Consider the following 24,665-nt stretch of genomic DNA (forward strand, 5'->3'; position numbering starts at 1 on the left):
TTTTATTATTTTTCGATAACAGGTTTTCTCCAAACCCCTAAAATCATTGCTGAAATGGCAGTTCCTATTGCAAGAGCGAATAAGAAGAGTAGGGCATGATTTGCTAAGGTGATGACGAAAATACCACCATGAGGAGCAGGAATACTAATACCCCAGAATTGCGTTAATCCACCGGCAATGACCGCGCCGACAACAGAAGAACCAATGACGCGTAATGGATCTGCTGCAGCAAATGGAATCGCACCTTCTGTGATAAAGGATAACCCTAAAATATAATTGGTTAAACCAGATTTTCTTTCATCTGCAGTAAATTTATTTTTGAAAATAGTTGAAGCAAGAGCGATTGCAAGAGGAGGAACCATCCCACCAGCCATAACAGCCGCCATTAATTTTCCATCTCCTGTATCAGTGAAGACACCAATTGAGAAGGTATAGGCAGCTTTGTTAAAGGGACCACCCATATCAAATGCCATCATACCACCAAGTAAAGCACCAAGTAAAACAGCGTTACCAGTACCTAGGTTTTCTAAGAAATCAAGCATTGCTTTGTTAATTGAACCAAAAATTGGGTCAATAATAAAGTACATTACGATGCCGATTAAAAGTAAACCAATCACAGGATAAAGTAAAATGGGTTTAATTCCTTCAAGCGTTTTAGGCAATTTACTGAATAGTTTTTTCAAACCAACAATAATATAACCTGCGATAAAACCAGCTGCTAAACCGCCTAGGAAACCAGCGCCACTATTGACTGCCATTAAACCACCGACCATACCAGGCATTAATCCAGGTCGATCCCCAATACTCATAGCAATAAATCCGGCTAAGATTGGAATCAAGAAGTTAAATGCATTTCCACCAATTGAATTTAAGAATAAGAAAGCTTCACTTTTATCGCCCATTGTATTTTCAACTAAGAAGGAGATGGCCATTAGAATTCCGCCACCAACCACGAATGGCAACATGTGAGAAACGCCATTCATTAAGTCTTTATAGATTTTGCTCCAAACTGAACCTGTTTTTTCATTTTCTGAAGCATCAGATTTTTCACCATTTGCATGGAAAATAGGTGCTTCGCTGTGAATCGCTTTCGTAATCAATTCTTCTGTTTTGCGAATTCCATCGCTAACTGGACGCTCTAACACATGCTTGCCATCAAAACGATTCATTTCAACATTTTTATCCGCAGCGACAATAACGCCACTTGCACGTGCAATTTCGTCATCAGTCAAGCGATTTTTAACGCCTTCAGAGCCATTGGTTTCAACACGAATGTCAACACCCATTTCAGCTGCCTTTTTCTTTAATGCGTCTTCAGCCATATAAGTGTGGGCAATCCCAGTTGGACAGGCAGTTACTGCTACGACGAAAGGCTTGTTGCATTCAACAGGCGCTTCATTACGTGCAGTTTCTTCTTTTGCTTCAGCTTCTTCATGTTCTTTTTCAGCAGCAGCAAAGAGTTGTTGAACGTCCTCTGGAGTGGTTGCTTGTTTTAAAGAAGCAACAAAATCAGGATTAATTAATAAACGTGAAAGACCAGCAAGTGCTTGTAAGTGGGTATCATTTGCGCCTTCAGGAGCCGCTATCATAAAGAATAGGAAAGCCGGTTGTCCGTCTAGTGAGGCATAGTCAACTCCGGTAGTACTTTTTGCAAAAAGTACCGTTGCTTCATTTACGGCTTTATTTTTTGCGTGTGGCATAGCGATGCCATCTCCAAGACCAGTGGACGTTTGCGCTTCACGCTTCATAATGCCTTCTTTAAAGACGACAGGATCATTAATTCGCCCATGTTCACTTAAACTTTGGATCATTTCATCAATTGCAGCTTCTTTTGTGGTTGCTTTTAAATCCATAATCATGACATCTTTGACTAATAAGTCGTTGATTTTCATACTATTTCCTCCATTTTTATGTTTTATTTTGTTTGTTTAACGTGAACATCATCAACTAAAGCAAGAATTGCTTCTTTGGTTGCTAAGTCCTCTGAAAACGCCGTTGCACTTCCAGTAGCAACACCCATTTGGAAAGCTAAAAGCGGGTCTTTTGTTGCTTGGTAGGTTCCGATGAAGCCTGCAATCATGGAGTCACCAGCACCAACTGAATTTTTAACCGTTCCAACAGGGACATTACTTGTGTAAATGTGATCGCCAGTAAAGAAAAGAGCACCATCACCAGCCATTGAAATTAACGCATGTTTTGCACCCATGTCTAATAATTTTTGTCCGTAAGGCAACATCGCTTCGATTGAATCAAAGGAAATATCGAATAAATCGGCTAATTCATGATGATTTGGTTTGACTAGTAGTGGACGATGCTTAAGGGCATCCATTAAGTCAGAACCCGTCGTGTCAATAACAAATTCGGCGCCTGATTTAGTAATCAAATCAATCATTGTTTGATAATAATCATGAGGCAAACTTGGTGGTTTGCTTCCTGATAAAATAACAACATCATCAGATGTTAAAGCCTGCAATTTTGTTAATAATTCTTCTGCTTCTGAAGTGGTGATTGCTGGACCTAAACCATTTACTTCGGTTTCTGAAACGGATTTTAATTTAATATTAATACGAGTATCATCATTTACATTTGTAAAATCAGTCATAACGCCTTCTTTGTGTAACCATTCGCTAATAAAATTTCCTGTAAAACCGCCTAAAAATCCTAGTGTCGTAGAAGGATAGTCTAACTGCTTTAAAACACGACTAACATTGATACCTTTTCCGCCGGGTAATTTTAAATCACTGTCCATACGGTTCAGTTCACCTAACTGAATATTTTTTAAGTGAACGATGTAATCGATGGATGGATTAAGTGTAACTGTATAAATCATATTCTCACCTCTAAAATAGTTGTTTTTTCAAAATAAGTTGGGTATTTCTGATGATCCAGTTTTTGCGTCACGATAGTTGCTTGATCAATCTCAGCAACCTTTGTAAAATTAACTTTATCAAATTTGGTTTCATCAAGTAATACATAAATATCAAACCCTTTTTTTAATGCTGCTGCTTTCAACGCAGCTTCCTCTGGATCAGGAGTAGTAAAGCCAAAATCGGGATGAACTCCATTCATTCCTAAGAATGTTTTGCTAAATTGATAGCGTTCAATTTCTGCTAAGCTTGTTGAACCGACAATCGCTTTAGTGGAGTTTTTTAGATTTCCGCCAATTAGAATGGTGTTGATTTTATGATCGGCAAGAAGGGAGGCATGTTGAACACCATTTGTAACAACAGTAATTCCTTTTTGTGTTAAAAAGGGAATCATGGCTAACGTAGTGGAACCAGCATCAATGTAGATGGTGTCTTTTTCTTTGACAAGACTCGCCGCTAATTGAGCAATTAAATTTTTCTCTTGAACGTTTTTGAACGTTTTTTCGTTCATGTCTTGTTCTTCATCTAAATGAAAATTTCGTTTAGCGCCACCGTGGATACGAATGAGTTCTCCAGTTTCTTCTAATAAAGCTAAGTCACGTCGAATCGTTGACTCCGAACAGTTTAATTCCGTCATTAAATCTTGAGATTTGATGACACCATGATCAACTAAGCGCTTTAAAATTAGGGCATGTCGTTCTTCTGTTAACATTGTATCCCTCCTTCAAAAGTAGTTTAACATCAAAAACGGTCAAAATCAATCATTAAATGTCAACGTTTTCTTTTTTTTGCAAGCGTAATAAAAAAAACAACGAAAAGTAAATCAGTTCGTTGTTTGTGAAGGGTTCTTTTATTTTGATTTCAATATTTTTTTTAATAAACGTTCGTGAGGTTGGCTTAAATCATTCCAGTTCAGAATTGGTGTCGCTTCACGACCTAGTGTTTGGAATAATAAATCGGCCACCGTTTGTTTTGCTAAATAATCTTTCCATAACGTATCTGCTTGATGAAAAACAGCACTTAAAACTTGATCGCCTTGATGGGCTTCAACTTGCATATCCTGAAAGACAACATCAATCAATCCCGAGTTTGGATACGTATTAATTTCGCCTTCAACGGCTTCAATAATTTCTAAAATTGAAATTTCACTAGGCGGTTTCACTAAAGTAAAGCCACCGTTATTGCCTGAAACGGAAGTGACTAACTGATGAACCACCAATTTTCGCATTAATTTTTTGATGTATGTTGGCGATCCATTTAACCGATGATTGATTACAGTTGAAGTGACTGGGATTTGATTATTTTGTGTAGCCAATAATGTAATAATACAGATGGCTTGTTCGAGGCTTTTGGTTAATTTCATCTATTTTCGCTTCTTTCTATGAGATATTTCGTATGCTTCACTCGCTAAATTTCCTTACTTTTTAGTATACCATAAGCAATTTAAAAGGCGAGAATGTTTTTTTGTTATAGTTGACATATAACGATTATTGTTATAGTATGTGTATAACGAATTGAAGAGGGGGAGGGTAAAATGTATTTAAGAATTCAGCCAACAAGTGAAATTCCAATTTATACACAGCTGATTTATCAAATTAAAAAAGGGATCATAAAAAAAGAGCTGATGCCAGGTGAGTCGCTGCCAAGTGTTAGAAGTTTAGCAAGTGACATAGGTATTAATCTTCATACAGTAAACAAAGCATACAAATTACTTGTAGAAGAAGGAGTTCTAGTTCAACAAAAGAAGGGTTTTAGGGTGAATCCTTCCGTCAATTTAATGATGAAGGAAGACCAATTCAAAGCATTTCGAGAGAAATTAGAAGAACTAATGATTGATGCCAGGATTTTTAATGTATCTGATGAAGTGCTAATGGATTTGAAAACAGAAATAATGAAAACATTGAAAGAGAGTGATGAAGATGATGTTGTTTAACTGGTTTATGGCAGGGTTGTTGGTTTTAATTGGTGTCATAAATGGAATGACGCCTTTTTATGGAAGAAAAACGAGTCAATTTGGTATCTCGTTGCCAAATGGGTTTCAAAACAGCGAGAAAATCAGAGCGTTAAAATTTAGGTTTTTTATTTTAAACATGGTGACGGCAGCTCTTTTAGCACTACCATTTTTATTTATAGGCAATTCTTTTTCATATGAAATTTTAGCAAAATGGAGTGCTATTTATTTAATGGTGAGCATGGTTATTTATTTTTTAGTCAGTGGGTTAATCTTTTTAAAGATTCGAAATCAACTAAAAGAGTATAAAAAAAACCTTCCAAGACCAGCAATGATTGAGGAAGAAATTGTAGTGGATACCTCATACCGTAACAATCGCTTGGTTATTCCAGGTTCAGTCATAATCATTACGAATTTTTTATTGATTCTTATTACAGTGTGCATTACATTTGCAAACTTTGATAAAATCCCACCCATTATTCCCACTCATTGGACAGTTGGAAATGTAGCAGATGGTTTTGCTGAAAAATCAGTTAAAAGTTTATTAGCACTGCCTGCGCTTCAAGTTGTTTTAATGGTAGTGATGTACCTTAGCAATTATTCATTTCAAAAAGCAAAACAGCAAATTAATGCTAGTAAGGTAAGTGTGTCCATCCATCAAAATCAAGCGTTTCGCTTTGCTTGGTCGGTCTATTTGTTACTAGTGTCCATCTTGATTCAATGTTTATTAATGCTGATTCAATTTATTAGTATTTTTGATTTAATGGATAAACTTAATGTTGAATTCATTATTATTGGTTTTGTTGGTCTGGTGATTGCAGGAAGTCTTTTCTTAACTGTAAAATACGGACAAGGAGGGGAGAGGTACCGTAAATTGGACCCTTCTCAATCTGAAAATCAAGTTGTTTCCACTTATGATGATGACACTCATTGGAAATTAGGCGTTTTTTATTTTAATCCAAAAGATCCAGCTATTTGGGTTGAAAAGCGTTTTGGTATTGGAACGAGTATGAATTTTGCTAGAGGGCAATCATGGGGAATGATGATTGGCATTATCGTTCTTCCTCTAGTGGTTATTTTCCTATTTTCATGATTTGTGACTAGGTATGAATGAGCTTAGTTTATTTTAGGGAATCTCCATAAAAAAACCTGACAAAACTCAAATTATAATTGGGTTTTGTCAGGTTTTTTAACTAGTTTAAATTAGTTTGCTTCTTTAATAACGTTGATTTGTTGAACGGTTACTTCTTCGTTTGGTTTGTCATTTGCTCCAACAGGAAGTGCAGCAATTTTATCGACAACATCCATTCCCTCAATTACTTGGCCAAAGACAGTATATTGACCATCTAGGAACGGCGTACCGCCTTTTTTATAGGCTTCTACTATTTTTTCTGGCACATCATCAGCACTAACTTGGCTGCTTTGATCTTGATCGTTTTGAACAATGTAAAATTGACTTCCAATTGAAATTGGGTCATTCGTTTTAGCCATCGCTAAAGCGCCACGGATATGGTAAAGTTCCGGAGTTTTTTCAACGCCAAAAGGTTTGCCCCAAATGCTTTCTCCACCAGTTCCATTGCCTTGAGGATCGCCCCCTTGAATCATAAATTCATTGATGACACGGTGGAAAGGAGTACCATTGTAATAACCGTCTTTACTGTGTTTTACAAAGTTTTCTACAGCTTTTGGTGCTAGTTCTGGGAATAATTTTACTTTAATTGAACCCATTGAAGTTACGATTTCTAATTCAGTTTCATTATCGGCTACTTCGTTTGAAAGTTGAGGAAGCGTTAATTTTGAAAAATCAACTTTTTCTTCTTCACTTTCACTGGTCTCAGCACTATCAGAAGTTAATGAGCTTTCATCGTTTGTTGAGGCTGTTTCATCTTTATTTTGATCGCTCATATATTTTATGCCAAAGACAATCATAACAAGAGCAACAATTAACAAAATCACGCCTAAAATTAATTTTTTGTTTTTCATTTTGGTTAAAAACACATCCTTTGATTATTTTTAGAACAACCTCTATTTTACATTAGTTTGTATGATTTGGAAATAGCTAGTCGTTTTTTTCATTTTTTTGTTTTTGGTAAAAAAAGATTAGGTCTATACCAATTAGTTTAAAGCCAAACAATTCAGTTTCCTCACTTCTTGTAGTGACTATCATACCAATTGAAAAGCGCTATCATAAAAGCAAAAACTTTTAAAAAGTCGCTAGATGAAAGTGTTTTCTTTTGCTATACTAAAAGAGTAAATGAATGAGGGTGGTTTTAAAAAATCATCTATTTGAAGTATGGAGGGTCTCAATCATATGGGAAAATTAGGAGTTTCAATCTATCCAGAACGTTCAACTTTTGAACAAGATAAAAAATATTTAGATTTAGCACATCAGTATGGCTACAAACGTGTTTTTACCAGTTTATTAGAAGTCGATGGTGATGGCGATGCCGTTTTAAATGGCTTTAAGAAAGTGATCGCTTACGCGAACAGTTTAGACATGGAAGTTATGGTGGATATTAATCCTGCTCTTTTTGAACAATTAAAAATATCCTACGATGATTTATCATTTTTCCATGAAATGGGCGCATATGGCATCCGTTTAGATCTAGGTTTTACTGGTCAAGAAGAAGCACGTATGACGCGTAATCCTTATGGCATCAAAATCGAAGTAAACATGAGCTCTGGAACCAATTACATTGAAAGCATTATGAGTTACTCGCCAAATCGAGAAAACTTATTAGGGTCCCATAATTTTTATCCACATCGTTATTCTGGTTTGGAATATAATCATTTTGTATTTTGTTCAAATCAATACCGCAATCACAATCTTAACACTGCAGCCTTTGTAAATTCTCATGAGGCTACTTTTGGTCCTTGGCCAACCCAAGACGGTCTTTGTACATTAGAAGATCATCGTGATTTAGAGATTGCTACACAAGTTAAACATTATGTATTAACGGATTTGATTGATGACATCATTATCGGAAATGCGTATGCTTCTGAAGCTGAATTAAAAGCAATGGCAGAGGCGTTCAATGCCCCTTATCCATCCGTTAAGGTTGATTTAGATGCGTCCATCAGTGAGGTGGAGCGTAAGGTGATTCTTGATGAGCTGCATAGTTACCGAGGCGATCGTTCAGCATATATTTTACGTTCAACAATGACACGTATCAAATATAAAGACGAAGCTTTTCCACCGCATGATACGCGTGATATGATCAAAGGAGACTTATTAGTTGATAATGTTGATTTTGGACAATACAAAGGTGAGTGTCAAATTGCTTTGAAAGAAATGAAAAATACTGGACGTGTGAACGTTGTAGGCCGAATTAGCGAGGATGAATTATTCTTATTAGATTTCTTGAAACCATGGTCAAACTTTAAATTAATCGAAAATAAATAACAGATAGCTCATTCATCAAAGCGATGAATGAGCTCTTTATATTTTTAAATGAACAAACGTTTTTATAAAAAAATGATAAATCTAAGGAATCTTTATAGACAAAGCTTCTATTCACAAGTACAATAGAACATGGACGAATGTGGGATATACTGAACAATATCTCATTTTTAGAGGATTCGTGATGATAAAATCGCATCTTAAATTACATCTTGGAACAAATGTAACACTTAGATTATTCACAAAAGTCCAATGATAAGCATGAATTTATATATAATTAGATGAAAATCTCACAAACTCATAAAATGAGGAGGAAATAAAAGATGTCAATGTTTTTAGATCAAGTGACAATTAGTGTTAAAGCAGGTGCAGGTGGAAACGGGATGGTTGCCTTCCGTCGCGAAAAATATGTACCAGATGGTGGACCAGCCGGTGGAGATGGCGGAAATGGTGGAAACATTATTTTTGTAGTCGATGAAGGTTTGAGAACGTTAATGGACTTCCGTTTTACGCGTCGCTTTAAAGCGGAAGATGGCGAAAAAGGAATGAGCAAAGGAATGCATGGTCGTGGCGCTGGGGATACGTACATTAAAGTCCCACAAGGTACGACAGTAAAGGATATGGATTCCGGTTTAGTACTAGGAGACTTAGTTCTTGATGGTCAAGAATTAGTTGTGGCAAAAGGTGGACGTGGTGGACGAGGCAATATTCGTTTTGCTTCTGCTAGAAACCCAGCACCAGAAATCGCTGAAAATGGTGAACCAGGGCAAGAACGTCATATTGAGCTTGAATTAAAAGTATTAGCTGACGTTGGACTGGTTGGATTCCCATCTGTTGGAAAATCAACTATTTTATCAATCGTTTCAAAAGCCCGCCCAAAAATCGGTGCGTATCATTTTACAACATTAGTTCCTAACTTAGGAATGGTGCAAGCAGAAGATGGACGTAGCTTTGTTATGGCCGATTTACCAGGATTGATTGAAGGAGCTTCACAAGGAATTGGTTTAGGTACACAATTCTTACGTCATATTGAACGGACACGTGTCATTTTACATGTTATCGATATGAGCGGGAGCGAGGGACGTGATCCTTACGAAGATTACGTTGCCATCAATAAAGAATTAGAAACGTATAATTTACGTTTGATGGAACGCCCACAATTAATTGTAGCCAATAAAATGGACATGCCAGAATCTGAAGAAAACTTGAAGAAATTCAAAGAACAACTAAAAGCTCTTAAAAAAGATGAATTTGAAGACGACATTCCTGTTTTCCCAATTTCAGCAATTAGTCATAAAGGAACAAACAACTTACTAAGTGCGACAGCAGATGTCCTTGAAGTAACGCCTGAGTTTCCACTTTATGAATTGGTGGATGAGGACGAAACGGTTATGTACAAACATACGCCAGAAGAAAAAGGCTATGAAATTTCTCGTGATAGTGACGCAGCTTGGGTTCTTAGTGGCGAAAAACTTGAAAAATTATTCAAGATGACGAACTTTGAAACCGATGAAAGTGTCATGCGTTTTGCAAGACAATTACGTGCGATGGGAATCGATGAAGAAATGCGTGAAATGGGAGCTAAAGATGGCGATCTTGTCCGTATTATGAAATATGAATTTGAGTTTGTGGAATAAAATAGCATGCTAAAAGCTGAACTCTATGTAATTTATAGAGTTCAGCTTTTTATTTAGAAGGGAACTGAAAAATGGATTATAGAAAAGCTACACAAGATGATTATCCGTTGATTTTAAAAATATGGGAACAATCTGTAATCGCCACCCATTCTTTTTTATCAGCAAAAGATCGTGAGGCGATTAAATTAGAAATCCCAACTTATTTTCCACATCTAGTCCTTCACCTTTGGGTTGTAAATCATGGGATTGTAGGATTTTCAGCGATTCAAGAAGAGTGTTTGGAAATGCTTTTCTTAGATGAGCCTTCTATCGGCAAAGGATATGGAAAACAAATTTTAAATCAATTAATGAAAGATTTTTCAATAAAAAAAGTAGACGTCAATGAGCAAAATCACAGTGCAAAAAAATTCTATTTGAAAAATGGATTTGTTCAGATCGGTCGAGATGCAGTTGACAACGAAGGCAGAGCCTATCCCATTCTCCATTTAAAGTTAGCGTAAATTGGAAGAATCTTAGGCGAATGAAAGACTTTAAATAATTTAATTTTTATTTAAGAACTCTGAAATTACTGATAAATAAGGAGTTCGCAATTAGAATTAAAAATTTCGTTCATTCATGGCCTTTTGAAGGTCGCTTATTGTTTGAATATTTGATAAAATAATAAGTGACGCACACTTACAAATAAGGAAAGTTGTTGGATGACTTTATTTATAAAAATCCATCGTGCAGAGTATTAAAGGAGTTTATTATACGAATGGAAAATAAAAAAAGACTAAAGAAAAGTCGATACATGCCTGGACTAGATGGCTTACGCGCAATCGCTGTTTTAGGTGTCATTTTTTATCACTTAACGCCTCATATTTTGCCAGGAGGTTTTTTAGGAGTTCCTATTTTTTTTGTTTTATCAGGTTATCTGATTACTGACTTACTTATTCAAGAATTTCAACAAAATAATAAAATCAGTTTAAAACAATTTTGGAAGAGAAGGTTGAACAGACTCTATCCGGCATTACTAGCGATGCTGATTTTAGTAACAGGTTGGATTACATTATTTCAACGAGAGCTTTTGTTAAATATTAGAGGCGCTATTATTAGCAGTTTGTTGTATTTAAACAACTGGTGGCAAATTCTTCAAGGGGAGTCCTATTTTGATCGCTTTGCAACGCCATCTCCCTTTGTTCATTTATGGTCACTTGCTTTAGAAGGTCAATTTTACTTAGTTTGGCCGGTGATTGTTGTTTTAGCAACAATTACGATTAAGAAAAATAGCCACATATTTTACTTGTTTATGGGGTTATCCGTTATTTCAGCCCTGTTAATGGCTGTTTTATTTGTGCCAAATGGAGATCCAAGTCGAGTTTATTACGGAACAGACACGAGAGCTTTTTCACTTTTAATTGGATCAGCTATTTCTTTTGTTTGGCCAAGCACTAAGTTAAAGGAAGAAGTTCCATTGAAGGCGAAACTGATTTTAGAATCTGTCGGACTTGTGGCATTGGCACTCTTGATTTTTATGATGACGACGGTAATGGCAACTAATACATTCACTTATTATGGAGGAATGTTTTTATTTAGTTTAGTCAGTGGTGTTTTAATCGGAATTGTTGCCCATCCAGCGACTTATTTATCTCGTGTACTAGGTATGCAACCTTTTAAATGGCTTGGTCAAAGAAGTTATGGATTGTATTTATGGCAATATCCTGTCATGGTTTTGTATGAAGTGAAAATTGGAGATACCAGTATTCATCCAACAAGGCACCTATTGATTCAGTTGCTTTTGATTGTACTTTTGACAGAAGCTTCATATAGTTTAATTGAAATGCCGTTTAAAAAATTAAATGTGAAAGCCATTTTAAATTGGCAAGTGATTGTTGAAAAATGGCATTCTTTATTGAATGGAACAGGAGTCAGAGGTTGGCTTGAAAAAGGGAGTGTCGCATTTATTTGCTTCACGTTACTAATTTCTACAGTAGGCTTTATAATGGCACCCACAGGTGAAAATAAATCCTCCACACAACTAGCAGAGAAAATAGCAACGAATAAAGCAAAACTGGAAGAACAAAAGTCAACCGCAACTAAACCAAAAGAAACGGTTCCGCTTGTAGAGGGGATCACTCCAACCGAAATGGAAAAAGCCAGTCAAATGAAGGCTACATTTATTGGCGATTCTGTTATGCTAAGCGTTGTTGAACCGTTGCAAGTGATTTTTCCAAAAGGAACGATTGATGGAGAAGTCGGACGTCAACTTTATAACACAGCTCCAGTTGTTGAACGATTGAAATCAGAAAAAAAATTAGGGACTCCAGTGATTTTAGAATTAGGCACAAATGGTGCGTTTACAGATAGTCAAATGGACGAACTATTGAACACAATTGACAAAAATACGCCGATTTATTTGGTTAATACGCAAGTTCCCAAAAATTGGAAAAATAGTGTAAATGCAGGGCTAATTTCAGCTAGTAAACGATTTAAAAATGTTCGTTTGATTGACTGGAATCAATACAGTAAAGACAGAACGGATTGGTTTTATAACGATGGTGTCCATCCAAATGAAGAGGGCGCGAAACATTATGCTCAATTGATTGCCAAAACAGTCTTAACTGAATAAGTAAAAAAAGCACCCACAAAATAAACAGATTAAACGTTGATTTATTGACAGATAGGATAATGACTATGGAATTACTATTTTTAGGTACTGGCGCAGGTGTACCTGCAAAGCATCGCAATGTTACAAGCATTGCGTTAAAATTATTAGAAGAACGCAATCAAGTTTGGTTAGTTGATTGCGGCGAAGGCACGCAACAGCAAATATTAAATACCACTTTAAAACCACGAAAAATCGATAAAATTTTTATTACTCATTTACATGGCGACCATATTTTTGGTTTGCCTGGCCTATTGAGCAGTCGTTCGTTTCAAGGTGGCGAAAGTCCATTAACCGTTTATGGACCAAAAGGAATCAAAGATTACATTCTGACAAGCTTGAAAATTTCAGGAACGCATTTGAAATATACTTTGAATTTTCACGAAATCTATGAAGCAGGGGTTCTTTTTGAAGACCAGCAATTTAAAGTAAGTTGTTTAGAGTTGGATCATGGTATCCAATCATTTGGTTATCGTTTTGAAGAAGCAGATCATAAAGGAATGCTCCAAGTAGAAGAATTAAAAGCAATCGGTGTGCCTTTTGGACCATTGTATGGTAGATTAAAAAAAGGGGAAACGGTTACTTTAGAAAACGGTCAAGTTGTTGATGGAAAAAAATATGTTGGTAAAGATCAAAAAGGAAGAATAGTTGCTATATTAGGGGATACAAGAAAACATCCCAATAGTGCTATTTTAGCAAAAGATGCGGATGTCTTAGTTCATGAAAGTACCTTTGATGGGGAAGATAGAAAAATGGCACGCAATTATTTTCATTCAACAACTTTTGACGCTGCAGAAATTGCCAAAGAAGCGAATGCGAAACGTTTATTGCTAACTCATATTAGTGCGCGTTATCTTGGGAAAGACGTAGTAGAACTTCAAAAAGAAGCGAAGACGATTTTTGATAACAGCTATGTGGTGAAAGATTTTGATGAAATTATCATTCCGTTAACAAGAACCGATAAATAATAAAGGAGATGAATGAAGCATGGGAACAAATAGAAACGATTTAACAGGAAAAGTTGTTGTCATTACAGGTGGATCAGGTGGCTTAGGAGAGCAAATCGCCTATGCGGCTGCTAGACAAAATGCAACCGTCGTCGTTTGTGCTAGAAGAATTAATTTATTAGGTAAAGTACGCCATAATTGTGAGGATTTATCCGGTGCACCGGCCTTTGCTTTTCAATTAGATGTAGCGAATCCTGAAAATATTAAAGAAGTAGTAGAACGAATTCATGATGAAGTTGGAGCAATTGATGTGTTAGTTAATAATGCAGGCTTTGGTCATTTTGAAGAAGCCCTGACTTTTGATATGGATCTTGCTGAAAAAATGTTTAGAGTGAATGTATTAGGTTTAATGTACATGACGCAATTAGTTGCCATCGAAATGGCCGATCGTGGCGCAGGGCATATCATTAACATTGCTTCCCAAGCAGCTAAAATGGCTACCCAAAAATCTTCAATTTATTCGGCAACAAAATTTGCGGTTTTAGGTTATTCAAATGCATTGCGCTTAGAATTGAAACCACTGGGTGTCTACGTAACGACGGTTAATCCAGGACCGATTGAAACGAATTTCTTTGAGATTGCGGATGAAACTGGCGAATACTTAAAGAAAGTTGATTTATTAGTTTTAGATCCAACGATTGTAGCGAAACGAATTGTTGGGGTTATAAACGTCCCTCGTCGTGAATTGAATATGCCTAAATTAATGGAATTTGCTGGGAAAATGTATACCTTGTTTCCACATGTGGGAGATTACCTAGCAAGTACTCTTTTTAACAATAAATAAAAATAAACTAAAAATCTTCTGGATTCAATTGAATCAGGAGATTTTTTTGATTGACTCTGACACACTGAGAAGGTTTATACTGAAATAAAACAAGAAAAGAGGACGATTGTTTATGAAATATGAATGGCGAAAAAAAGAAAAAAGTCTGTATTTACCAAAAGAGACCCCAACAATAGTGGAAGTTCCTGAATTAAGTTACTTAACAATTACTGGAGAAGGAAATCCAAATATGACCTCTTTTTCCAACGCAGTAGCAACTCTTTACAAGGCTTCCTATACAATAAAAATGTTGCCAAAAAAAGGAATAATACCTGATGGATACTATGATTATACGGTTTTCCCATTAGAAGGGTTTTGGGATTCCCAAATTCCTGTTACAAATGAGCAACCCTTAAACTTAGATCAGTTGATTTATAAAATAATGATTCGCCAACCTGATTTTGTAACTGCTGAATTGGTAGCCGAGATAAAGGAGACACGTTTGGATTCCTTAGCAATTGAATTAGTGGATAAGCTGCAATTTGAAACGATTAAGGAAGGACGAAATATCCAAATGATGCATGTTGGTAGCTATGCAGACGAGATTCATTCTTTTAACAAAATGAATGATTATTGTAAAGAAATGAATTTAAAAAAAGTCGGTCACCAACATAAAGAAATCTACGTGTCTGATCCTAAAAAAGTAGCACCAGAAAAATTGAAAACAGTCTTGCGATTTCCAATTCATTAAATAATCATTACATAAAATCCCGTTTATTTAAATGGGTTTTTATGTTCTTAATGAATACTATTAGACAAATAACTAAAATAAAGTTATTCTTAAATAGAAGAATTTTTCTTTAAATTTAGGAAGAAGAGGTGTAGCTGATGAAAAATCAATGGAGACTAGTTGTCGGTATTATTTTAGTGCTAATCGTTGCGTTATTTGCTATTTTAAATGTTTCAGAAGTACCTGTGAATTTTGGTTTTGCAAAAGTTGAGTGGCCATTAATCATGGTGATTTTAGGTTCATTATTTGTTGGTGCGATTGCAGCAGTTTTAGTTTCAACGGGATCAAGTATGCAATTAAAAAAACAAGTGAAGCAACAAGGAAAAGAATTGACGACATTTGATCAAAAACTAGCGGAGCGTACTGAAAGTTTAAAAGCGGAGTATGAAAACAAGCTTGCAGAAAAAGAAATTGCATTAGCAGAAAACAAGAAAAAAATGGATAGTCTAGAGCAAGAGTTAGTTACAAAACTAACAACACCGCCAACTGAAAAGACGCTTTAAGTGAAAGAAGGAATCCAACTATGATTAAAGTGGTGTTTACGTATCAAACAAAAACATCTGATTTACCAGAATTAATGGAGAAATTCCAACAATCTGCAAGTTCTGAGTTTAATGGAATTGTGAACAATTTAGGAATCAATCAATTTAAGCGAAGTAAAGGAGATCAAACGGTTGTGGTTTTGGATATTTATTATGAAACGCTTAGTGACTATGATGAACGGACTACCTATGAACGCAGTCTAGATGCATGGAATGACATTTGGTTTAATCCAACTAATAAGCATAAAGAACTTTCAGTTGAAGTTTTTGAAGTTCTAAATAAAGCCTTTTAAACAAGAGCAACTTACATTAAATGTAAGTTGCTTTTTTAGTTAAAAATGATGGAAAGATTAGTTATTTCATCGGGGTTTTGAAGGGTAAAAAAAAAGAATTGACTCTTAGTAGCCTAGATGGTATTTTATACAGGTTGGCAATTTTAAATAAAGGGGAATATCATTAATGAAAAACGAGCAACATCACGTAAAACAAGTTATAATTGATCCGACAGCGATTGGATTGTTTGGTTTAGCAATGGTTACTTTAGTAGCCTCATCTCAAAAATTAGGCTGGACAGAAAACGTAAGTGGCGTGTTGCCATGGGCGATTTTCTTAGGCGGAATTGCTCAATTGATTGCTTCTAACTATGATGCAAAACATAATAACGTATTTGGCGCAACAGCTTTTGCTGGTTATGGGTTGTTTTGGTTAGGAACAGGAATGAGCTGGATGATTCAAAATGGCTTATTCGGAGAAGTATTACAATCTTCTTTCGATCCTAATGAACTAGGTTTTGCTTTCCTAGGTTATTTTATTTTCACAGTCTTTATGACCGTGGGAGCATTAGAAACAAATAAAGTCTTATTCTTTATTTTCTTCTTGATTGACTTTTTATTCCTAGGATTATTTATGTCAACTTTTGGAATTGCAACAGACTTCTTCCACATGATGGCGGCAGTTGCAGAATTTTTAATTTCAATTTTATCATTTTATGGCGCAGCAGCAGCTGTTTTAAATGGTCACTTTGGCTTTACGTTCTTACCAATTGGCAAGCCTTTTGGGATTATCAAAAAATAATTAAAGCAAAACCTTCTTTCAAGCAATTTACAAGTTGCTTAAAAGAAGGTTTTTTATTTTTTAATCATATCAATATGAGGAATAGCGTCTTCCAAATAAATTTCACCATTGATTGGTTCAAAGCCAAATTGGCTATAGAAATTTTGTAAATAAGCTTGTGCTTGAATTTCAACGGCTTGATTTGGAAAAGTATCTTCAATTGTTTTTAAAATAATCGTTAATAACTCTTTGCCTAAACCAGTCCCACGTTGTTCTTTCACTGTTAAAATACGACCAAACATCAATTTTTCTTGATTTGGAATGATGCGCCCATAAGCTTGAATCTGGCCATTTTGTTCATTAAACACATGGATGCTGATTAAATCGTTATCGTCTACATCTGGATAAAAACATTCTTGCTCGACAATAAAAACGTTCACTCGAGCTTGATAGATTTGAAAAAGCTCAGTCGTTGTTAACTCATTAAATCTTTTTATTTTCCACGTCATCACATTAGCCCCTTTAGTTGATTTTATTAGTTAATCATAGTATAAAATTAAACGAAATGATTTGCAATTAGAAATAAACGGCTAAGAATTAAAAAGCGAAAAAATCAAGAGTTCAACTACTTTATTTTCGAAAAATTTGGTATACTAAATAAGTTGGGAGTGATTAGATTGTTAAAATCTCGAATGAACTGGAAATTAAATCAACCACAACTAAATGAAGCGGCAATCACAGCGTTAAGTGAAGAGCTTTCGACTTCTCCGTTAGTGACGACGTTATTAGTTAACCGTGGTTTGGATACAAAAGACAAAGTACAACATTTTTTAAAACCAGATGAAACTTGGATTCACGATCCATTTTTAATGTATGATATGGAAAAAACCGTTGAACGAATTACGCAAGCAATTGAAAATGGTCAAAAAATAATCGTTTATGGCGACTATGACGCTGATGGCGTAACAAGTACGGCCGTTTTAAAAGAAACGATTGAAATGCTTGGTGGGGAAGTAGATTATTATATCCCTAATCGATTTACAGATGGCTATGGACCAAGTGTCCAAGCTTTTGAGAAGTTGATTGAAGACGGAGCAGAATTGATTGTGACGTGTGACAATGGGGTTTCAGGTCATGAGGCAATTGCAAAAGCGAAAGAATTAGGCGTTGATGTGATTGTAACGGATCACCATGAAATGCCAGAGATTTTGCCAGAGGCATATAGCATTGTTCATCCAAAACACCCAAAAGGAGCCTACCCTTTTGGTGAATTAGCTGGAGTAGGCGTTGCCTTCAAACTAGCAACTGCACTATTAGGCGAATTTCCAACTGAACTAGTCGATCTAGTAGCAATTGGCACAATTGCAGATTTAGTTTCATTGACGGACGAGAATCGAGCATTAGTGATTTTAGGATTGGAAATGTTAAAAAGTTCTGAACGATTAGGATTTTTAGCTTTAGCAAAAGTTGCAGGAATAGAAAAAGAGACCATGACAGAAGAAACGATAGGCTTTACGATTGCACCGCGTCTTAATGCTGTCGGTCGTTTAGGTGAAGCAGCACCAGCTGTCGCTTTACTAACAACCTTTGATGAAGAAGAAGCCATCGAACTTGCGACTTTTATTAACACTAAAAATGAAGAACGCCAAGCTTTTGTGGCAAAAATTACAGAAGAAGCCTTCCAAATGATTGCAGAAATGAAAGAAACACCGTCTGTGTATTTATTAGCGAAGTCCGATTGGCACGAAGGGGTACTGGGTATTGTTGCAAGTAAAATTGTTGGCGCCACTGGAAAACCCGCCCTTGTATTGAATATTGACGCTGAAAAAGGCATAGCCAAAGGTTCTGGGCGAAGTGTTAGTGCATATGACTTATACGATGCGATTAATGAAGTCCGAGATTTGACTACTCATTTTGGTGGACATCATATGGCAGCAGGACTGACTTTACCAATTGAACATATAGAGGCGTTACAAACGCAACTAAATCACTACGCGTTAACGCATGATTTAGTCGGCAACTTGAATGAAGAACTGGCCATTGATGAAACGATTGAGTTAGCCGATATCACCGTTGCAGCGATTGAAGAAATAGCTAGCTTAGCGCCATTTGGCACAGATAATCCAAAACCTGTTTTCTTACTGGAACATGTTCAAGCAGAAGACATTCGTAAAATTGGCGGCAACAACGCTCATTTAAAACTTAAAGCAACAAAAAATAAGGTGAATTTAGATGTAATTGGCTTTCAATTAGGTGCAGTTGCTGATGAAATCAACGACCATTCTGAAGTGTCGTTAGTCGGAAAACTTTCTATAAATGAATGGAATGGCAATCGTAAACCTCAATTGATGCTTGAAGATATTGCAATGGATGGACTTCAAGTTGTTGATTTGAGAGGCAGCAATTTAGCAGCAGGTCTTTGGGTACAAGGTGCCGCCTGTTATTTGTTTTATAATAAGAAAAGCTATCAAACGCATAATGATAAAGTTCCAATGGGCAGTGAAAGTGTTTTGATTGAGTCCAAAGAAGATGCGGAAGTTTTTAAAACGCAACATTCAACCTTTGTATTTATCGATTGTCCAAACGAATTAGAATGGATTCCGTCAACGATTCAAGGCAATGCACCAGAAAAGTTAGTTACAGCCTTTTTTAGTGAATCGGAAAGCTACCTAAATGGGATGCCAAGCCGAACACAATTTGGAGAATTATTTAAATTTGTAGCCACACACAAAGATGTCGACATTCGTCATAAGCTACCTCTTTTAGCAAATTATTTAAAAATCAAAGATAACTTATTAATTTTCATGATTAACGTGTTTTTTGAACTAGGATTTGTTACAATAGACAATGGCGTAATGAACTATGTCAAAGATGCTCCTAAAAAAGAGTTGTCTGATGCAGAAAATTACCAAAAACGACTAAATCAAATAGAAGCTGAAAAAATCTTGCTGTACAGCCATTTTGCAGAATTAGAAATCTGGTTAAAACAACAAATTAAAGAAGCCTCGTAAAATTTGAATGGAGGATTTATAGATGGATTTAAAACAATATATTGCTGATGTAAAAGATTTCCCCGAAAAAGGAATTATTTTCCGTGACATTTCACCTTTAATGGCAGATGGAGAAGCCTATCGTTATGCAACTAACGAAATTGCAAAATACGCAAAAGACAAAGGCGTTGAAATGATTGTTGGACCAGAAGCACGCGGCTTTATCGTAGGTTGCCCAGTGGCCTATGAATTAGGAATCGGTTTTGCTCCTGCTCGTAAAAAAGGCAAACTGCCAAGAGAAACAGTTGAAGTTAGCTATGGTTTAGAGTATGGATCAGATGTCTTACAAATTCACAAAGACGCTATTAAACCAGGTCAAAAAGTGATGGTTTGTGATGATTTACTAGCAACAGGTGGAACCATTGCAGCGACGATTCAATTAATCGAAAAATTAGGTGGAATTGTTGTAGGAACAGCTTTCTTAATCGAATTAACAGATTTAAATGGTCGTGCTCAAATTGAAGGATACGATATCTTCACTTTAATGGACTACTAAAATAAAAATCCCCCTCAAGTTAGATTGATTCTAACCTGAAGGGGATTCTTTTTATGCGATTGATTTTGAATTTTTAGGAGAGCGTCCTAGGACAAACTCGATAATCGTTAAAACAACTAAAATACCAACGATAATTGCAAACCAATTAGATGTTTGAATGCCGAAATCCCAAGTGTTATAAATCCAGATGACAATGCCACTATAAATAATTGAAAGAATATTCAAAACAGCAAATGCCCATAAATTTCCATTTTCTTTATTGCGTAAGTACATAACGGAAAGACCAACACTTAAAAGAATCCAAGCAACTTGAATCAATAAGCTAAACCAATAAAACAATAATGCAACCATTTCACTTAACCTCCTTATGTGAGAATAAAAAAAGCCTTATATACAAAGTTTAGCACAATTATTTGTAGAGACAACTAAAAAGCATTAAAAAAGAGCTTCCTAACTAAAGGAAACTCTGAAAGTCTTAAAAAATGTGACTACGGTATAATCCAACAACTTTTCCAAGAATGGTTACTTCACTAAGAATAATCGGATCCATTCCATCGTTTTCAGGTTGCAAGCGGTAATGATCTTTTTCTTTGAAGAATCGTTTACAAGTTGCTTCATCTTCACTTGTCATAGCAATTACAATATCACCATTATCAGCATTTGATTGTTTGCGAACAATTACAGCATCGCCATCTAAAATTCCACAATTGATCATACTTTCACCACGAATAGTTAGCATGAACAACGCTTCATTTGCATATTGCAGATGAGGAGGTAATGGAAAATAATCAGTAGCTTCTTCAACTGCTAATATCGGTTCACCAGCTGTAACGGTTCCTAGAAGGGGAATCTTATCCATTGGGACACCAAGTTTAGATAATCCAAGTGCAGTTAACTCAATAGCACGAGGTTTGCTAGGATCTCGTTGAATAAAGCCGTTTTTTTCTAAACGTGATAAGTGACCATGTACCGTTGACGTTGAAGAAAGAGATACAGCAGTACCAATTTCACGAACAGTTGGGGGATACCCTTTTAGTTGAACTTGTTCATGTATGTACTGTAATACTTCAATTTGTCTAGATTCTGGAGTTTTACGCATGATTAAATGCACCTCGTTTCTTTATCAATTTTCTTAACTATAGAATACCATAACTAAACCTAGAATTCAAACAGATGTTCGGTAAAAATGAAATTTCTATCTTTAATGTCTGGAAGCTTTGTAAGAATAAACTAATTTTTAGGCAAATGGATATATTTTCAACGTAATTTTTGATATAGTTAAGGGGTTAAATGAAACGAGATGGAGTGAATTAAATGCTATCTAAAGAAAAAATAGCTCGAATTAATGAGCTAGCCAATAAGTCAAAGAGCGAAACCCTTAGCTTATCTGAGCAACAAGAACAAAAGGAACTAAGAGAAGAATATTTACAAGCTTTCCGCGGTGGAATGAGAAATCATATTGAAGGAATGAAAGTCGTTGATAATGATGGAACAGACGTTACTCCTGAAAAATTAAAGCAAATTCAAAAAGAAAAAGGATTACACGACCGCTAAAAATAAGAAGGAAACGAGACGTTCAAGTAGAAAACGCTTTACCAATTGTTAAAATTTGGCGGTTAATCGTTAAAATAAATACAATAATTTCTATGAAAGCGTTGCGTAAAACGATTTAAAACAGTAAAATAGAGATATTAAAACTGAAAGGATGATTTAATTGTTCGATACAACTGACCAACTTGCAGTAAACACGATTAGAACACTAAGTATGGATGCGATTCAAAAAGCAAACTCAGGACACCCAGGTTTACCAATGGGGGCTGCTCCAATGGCGTACACGCTATGGACCAAACATTTAAACGTAAACCCAAGCAACTCATCATGGGTAAATCGCGATCGCTTTGTACTTTCAGCAGGACACGGTTCAATGCTATTATATAGTTTGTTACATTTATCAGGTTACAAACTATCAATGGAGGATTTGAAAAATTTCCGTCAATGGGATAGCTTAACCCCTGGTCATCCAGAAGTACATCATACAGATGGTGTTGAAGCAACAACAGGTCCTCTTGGACAAGGAATTGCAAATAGTGTCGGAATGGCAATGGCAGAAGCTCATCTAGCGGCAACGTATAATAAGGAAAATCATCAAATCGTTGATCATTATACCTATGCTTTATGTGGTGATGGAGATTTAATGGAAGGCGTATCAGCTGAAGCAGCAAGTTTAGCAGGTCATTTAGAGCTTGGCAAACTTGTAGTATTATATGATTCAAATGATATTTCATTAGATGGTCCTACTTCAAAAGCGTTTACTGAAAATGTAGGCAAACGTTTTGAAGCGTATAATTGGCAACATATTTTAGTTAAAGATGGAAATGATCTAGCTGAAATCGAAAAAGCGATTAAAGCAGCAAAAGCAGAAACTAAAAAACCAACTTTAATTGAAGTTAAAACAGTGATTGGCTTTGGTGCTCCAAATGAAGGAACATCTAAAGTTCACGGCGCACCACTTGGAATGGATGGAATCGAAGCGACTAAAAAAGCTTACGGTTGGGATTATCCAGCGTTCACTGTTCCAAATGAAGTAGCTACACGTTTTAAAGAAACAATGATTGATCAAGGCGCTAAATCAGAAAGTGAATGGAATGAATTGTTCGCTTCATATAAAGCTGAATATCCAGAATTAGCTGCTCAATTTGAATTAGCAATGTCTGGGAACTTACCAACTGATTGGGATAAAGAATTACCAGTTTACGAAGAAGGCGAAAGTGCTGCTTCTCGTGTGACAGGCAGTGAAACCATTCAAGCATTGTCAAAAGCTATTCCATTTTTCTGGGGTGGATCTGCAGATTTATCTGCTTCAAACAATACAATGGTTGCTGGTGAAAAAGATTTTGAACCAGGTCAATATGAAGGACGCAACATTTGGTACGGTGTTCGTGAATTTGGAATGTCAGCTGCAATGAATGGAATTTCATTACACGGTGGTTCAAAAACTTATGGCGGAACATTCTTTGTATTTACAGATTATTTACGTGCAGCAATTCGTTTAGCAGCTATTTCAAAAGCACCTGTAACGTATGTGTTTACACATGATTCAATCGCTGTAGGAGAAGATGGTCCGACTCATGAACCAGTAGAGCAACTATCTAGCTTACGCGGTATGCCAAACTTGTCTGTCATTCGTCCAGCGGATGGAAATGAAGTGGTTGCTGCTTGGGAACAAGCAATTACCTCAACGGACCACCCAACAGTATTAGTCTTGACTCGTCAAAACTTACCTGTCTTGCCTGGAACAAAAGAAAATGCACGTAAAAATGTTGCTAAAGGCGGTTACGTAATTTCTCCACAAGATGGCGATCAACCAACTGGAATTTTAATTGCAACAGGTTCTGAAGTCGCTTTAGCAATCGAAGCACAAAAAGAATTGAAAAAACAAGGCAAAGATGTTTCAGTAGTATCGTTACCAAGTTTTGATTTATTTGAAAAACAAGATGCAGCATACAAAGAGAGTGTCTTACCAAAAGCAGTTAGAAAACGTATGTCAATTGAAATGGGCGCAACCTTTGGTTGGGAACGTTACGTTGGACTTGATGGCGTAATGCTTGGCATTGATAAATATGGTGCAAGTGCACCTGGAAATACAGTTATCGAACAATATGGATTTACAGTTGAAAACGTTGTAAATACATTTAACCAGCTATAAACATAAAACATCATTTATTGGACTCGAGTCGTGAGTTCAATAGATGATGTTTTCTTAGTAAATGGACTAAAAAGCGATTCGTTTAAAACAAATTAAAAGTAAAGGAAGTTAAGTATTTTTTTACTATTGAAGTACATGATTCTAAATTAAAATCACGATCGCTATTTTAATTTTCTTGAAGTTATGGTTTAATAATAAAGAACATTTGTATTTTAAAAATCAGATGCGCTATTATTAAACTAAAGGGGATTTTAAAATGGGAGTAATAAAAAGTGATTTCAATCAAGCTCGCTCTCTAGCTACCGAACTTTCCAACGCTACACAGACGTTCTCTCAATCTAGTTCGATCTCAAAAGCTTCCGCTACTAAGGTATTAGGAAATCAAAAAGCAGCTCTTACTATTGATCAAACAAAATCATTGTTAACGAGCTTTTTAGGTGCCTTACAACGTGATAGCCAAAATATCCAAAGTATCGCGACGGATTTTGAAGCAACGGATCAAACACTAGCAAAATCCTTATTTAGCATAAACTAACGTTTGGAGGAATAAGGATTGGAACCACAGTCAACGATTGACGAGTTACAAGAACAATTAAGGAATGTCACGGAAGACCGCTATCAAACAGAAACCGATCTCCGCAAGTTAGAACAGAACACAAATGACGTTCAGAGTATTTTTCAAAGAGTCCAACACCTTTTTAATGAACTGCATGAGACTTGGAGAGAAGGAGAAATGAGCGGTCAAATCGCAAACTTGCA

At 35.9% G+C, this 24,665-nt stretch carries 26 protein-coding genes; 18 read left to right on the forward strand and 8 right to left on the reverse strand.

Annotation, left to right across the window (positions count from 1 at the left end):
* Positions 1-5 precede the first annotated feature (5 nt).
* The 4 genes from CDIMF43_RS07255 to CDIMF43_RS07270 form a co-directional block, all read right to left on the reverse strand.
* On the reverse strand, positions 6-1,892 hold the full coding sequence (locus CDIMF43_RS07255; RefSeq protein WP_109841607.1) for a PTS fructose transporter subunit IIABC: 1,887 nt from the start codon (positions 1,890-1,892) through the stop codon (positions 6-8).
* A 23-nt stretch (positions 1,893-1,915) separates the two neighbouring features.
* Entirely contained in the window at positions 1,916-2,830 is a 915-nt protein-coding gene (gene pfkB / locus CDIMF43_RS07260) for a 1-phosphofructokinase (RefSeq protein WP_109841608.1), read from the reverse strand.
* On the reverse strand, positions 2,827-3,579 hold the full coding sequence (locus CDIMF43_RS07265; RefSeq protein WP_074402900.1) for a DeoR/GlpR family DNA-binding transcription regulator: 753 nt from the start codon (positions 3,577-3,579) through the stop codon (positions 2,827-2,829). The genes pfkB and CDIMF43_RS07265 overlap by 4 nt, the downstream gene beginning before the upstream one ends.
* Positions 3,580-3,717: 138 nt before the next feature.
* Entirely contained in the window at positions 3,718-4,230 is a 513-nt protein-coding gene (locus CDIMF43_RS07270; RefSeq protein ID WP_074402899.1) for an Rrf2 family transcriptional regulator, read from the reverse strand.
* Between the two features lie 171 nt (positions 4,231-4,401).
* Between CDIMF43_RS07270 and CDIMF43_RS07275 the strand changes: the two genes are divergently transcribed.
* A complete protein-coding gene (locus CDIMF43_RS07275) occupies positions 4,402-4,800 on the forward strand; it encodes a GntR family transcriptional regulator (protein WP_074402898.1) in 399 nt (132 codons plus the stop codon).
* Positions 4,787-5,911, forward strand: coding sequence for a DUF1648 domain-containing protein (locus CDIMF43_RS07280; RefSeq protein WP_162532921.1), 1,125 nt, complete (start codon positions 4,787-4,789; stop codon positions 5,909-5,911). Before CDIMF43_RS07275 ends, CDIMF43_RS07280 begins: the two co-directional genes overlap by 14 nt.
* A 110-nt stretch (positions 5,912-6,021) precedes the next feature.
* Here the strand turns inward: CDIMF43_RS07280 and CDIMF43_RS07285 are convergent, their stop codons facing one another.
* Positions 6,022-6,801, reverse strand: coding sequence for a peptidylprolyl isomerase (locus CDIMF43_RS07285; RefSeq protein WP_109841610.1), 780 nt, complete (start codon positions 6,799-6,801; stop codon positions 6,022-6,024).
* A gap of 328 nt (positions 6,802-7,129) precedes the next feature.
* Here CDIMF43_RS07285 and CDIMF43_RS07290 point away from each other — a divergent pair, with 328 nt between their 5' ends.
* The 10 genes from CDIMF43_RS07290 (at position 7,130) to CDIMF43_RS07335 (ending at position 16,675) form a co-directional block, all read left to right on the forward strand.
* Positions 7,130-8,221 (forward strand): DUF871 domain-containing protein, encoded by a 1,092-nt coding sequence (locus CDIMF43_RS07290; RefSeq protein WP_074402895.1) that lies wholly within the window; start codon positions 7,130-7,132, stop codon positions 8,219-8,221.
* Positions 8,222-8,541: 320 nt separating this feature from the next.
* Positions 8,542-9,855: a GTPase ObgE gene (gene obgE / locus CDIMF43_RS07295; protein WP_034570120.1), complete on the forward strand. Its 1,314-nt coding sequence runs from the start codon at positions 8,542-8,544 to the stop codon at positions 9,853-9,855.
* Positions 9,856-9,926: 71 nt separating this feature from the next.
* Positions 9,927-10,355, forward strand: a complete 429-nt coding sequence (locus tag CDIMF43_RS07300) for a GNAT family N-acetyltransferase (protein WP_109841611.1) — start codon at positions 9,927-9,929, stop codon at positions 10,353-10,355.
* 254 nt (positions 10,356-10,609) lie between these two features.
* Positions 10,610-12,463, forward strand: coding sequence for an acyltransferase family protein (locus CDIMF43_RS07305; RefSeq protein ID WP_109841612.1), 1,854 nt, complete (start codon positions 10,610-10,612; stop codon positions 12,461-12,463).
* Between the two features lie 65 nt (positions 12,464-12,528).
* A complete protein-coding gene (rnz, locus tag CDIMF43_RS07310) occupies positions 12,529-13,467 on the forward strand; it encodes a ribonuclease Z (RefSeq protein ID WP_074402892.1) in 939 nt (312 codons plus the stop codon).
* A 19-nt stretch (positions 13,468-13,486) separates the two neighbouring features.
* Positions 13,487-14,290 (forward strand): SDR family NAD(P)-dependent oxidoreductase, encoded by an 804-nt coding sequence (locus CDIMF43_RS07315; protein WP_109841613.1) that lies wholly within the window; start codon positions 13,487-13,489, stop codon positions 14,288-14,290.
* Between the two features lie 112 nt (positions 14,291-14,402).
* Positions 14,403-15,020 (forward strand): GyrI-like domain-containing protein, encoded by a 618-nt coding sequence (locus tag CDIMF43_RS07320; protein ID WP_074402890.1) that lies wholly within the window; start codon positions 14,403-14,405, stop codon positions 15,018-15,020.
* A gap of 137 nt (positions 15,021-15,157) precedes the next feature.
* Positions 15,158-15,562 (forward strand): LapA family protein, encoded by a 405-nt coding sequence (locus CDIMF43_RS07325; RefSeq protein WP_109841614.1) that lies wholly within the window; start codon positions 15,158-15,160, stop codon positions 15,560-15,562.
* 20 nt (positions 15,563-15,582) lie between these two features.
* Positions 15,583-15,894, forward strand: coding sequence for a hypothetical protein (locus tag CDIMF43_RS07330; protein ID WP_074402888.1), 312 nt, complete (start codon positions 15,583-15,585; stop codon positions 15,892-15,894).
* Positions 15,895-16,060: 166 nt separating this feature from the next.
* Positions 16,061-16,675, forward strand: coding sequence for an acetate uptake transporter (locus CDIMF43_RS07335; RefSeq protein ID WP_074402887.1), 615 nt, complete (start codon positions 16,061-16,063; stop codon positions 16,673-16,675).
* 53 nt (positions 16,676-16,728) lie between these two features.
* Here the strand turns inward: CDIMF43_RS07335 and CDIMF43_RS07340 are convergent, their stop codons facing one another.
* Complete coding sequence (locus tag CDIMF43_RS07340) at positions 16,729-17,163, reverse strand: GNAT family N-acetyltransferase (RefSeq protein ID WP_074402886.1); 435 nt, start codon at positions 17,161-17,163, stop codon at positions 16,729-16,731.
* A gap of 168 nt (positions 17,164-17,331) precedes the next feature.
* Between CDIMF43_RS07340 and recJ the strand changes: the two genes are divergently transcribed.
* Positions 17,332-19,665 carry a single-stranded-DNA-specific exonuclease RecJ gene (recJ, locus tag CDIMF43_RS07345; protein WP_109841615.1) on the forward strand — a complete coding sequence of 778 codons (2,334 nt, stop codon included), beginning with the start codon at positions 17,332-17,334 and terminating at the stop codon, positions 19,663-19,665.
* 22 nt (positions 19,666-19,687) lie between these two features.
* Positions 19,688-20,200 carry an adenine phosphoribosyltransferase gene (locus CDIMF43_RS07350; protein ID WP_034570089.1) on the forward strand — a complete coding sequence of 171 codons (513 nt, stop codon included), beginning with the start codon at positions 19,688-19,690 and terminating at the stop codon, positions 20,198-20,200.
* 51 nt (positions 20,201-20,251) lie between these two features.
* On the opposite strand, the gene CDIMF43_RS07355 is transcribed toward CDIMF43_RS07350, so the two are convergent.
* Together CDIMF43_RS07355 and lexA are read right to left on the reverse strand one after the other, a co-directional pair.
* On the reverse strand, positions 20,252-20,551 hold the full coding sequence (locus CDIMF43_RS07355; RefSeq protein WP_109841616.1) for a hypothetical protein: 300 nt from the start codon (positions 20,549-20,551) through the stop codon (positions 20,252-20,254).
* A gap of 124 nt (positions 20,552-20,675) precedes the next feature.
* Positions 20,676-21,299 carry a transcriptional repressor LexA gene (gene lexA, locus CDIMF43_RS07360; protein WP_034570084.1) on the reverse strand — a complete coding sequence of 208 codons (624 nt, stop codon included), beginning with the start codon at positions 21,297-21,299 and terminating at the stop codon, positions 20,676-20,678.
* Positions 21,300-21,514: 215 nt separating this feature from the next.
* On the opposite strand from lexA, the gene CDIMF43_RS07365 reads away from it, so the two are divergent.
* From CDIMF43_RS07365 to CDIMF43_RS07380, 4 genes are all read left to right on the forward strand, one after another.
* A complete protein-coding gene (locus tag CDIMF43_RS07365; RefSeq protein ID WP_034570081.1) occupies positions 21,515-21,754 on the forward strand; it encodes a DUF896 family protein in 240 nt (79 codons plus the stop codon).
* A 160-nt stretch (positions 21,755-21,914) separates the two neighbouring features.
* On the forward strand, positions 21,915-23,906 hold the full coding sequence (tkt, locus tag CDIMF43_RS07370; protein ID WP_109841617.1) for a transketolase: 1,992 nt from the start codon (positions 21,915-21,917) through the stop codon (positions 23,904-23,906).
* Between the two features lie 256 nt (positions 23,907-24,162).
* Entirely contained in the window at positions 24,163-24,441 is a 279-nt protein-coding gene (locus CDIMF43_RS07375) for a TIGR04197 family type VII secretion effector (protein ID WP_109841618.1), read from the forward strand.
* 18 nt (positions 24,442-24,459) lie between these two features.
* Positions 24,460-24,665, forward strand: a 206-nt coding sequence (locus CDIMF43_RS07380; RefSeq protein ID WP_162532922.1) for a DUF3958 family protein, incomplete at its 3' end; no start/stop codon positions are given.

It is taken from the genome of Carnobacterium divergens, from assembly GCF_900258435.1.
GTDB classification, from domain to species: Bacteria; Bacillota; Bacilli; order Lactobacillales; family Carnobacteriaceae; genus Carnobacterium; species Carnobacterium divergens_A.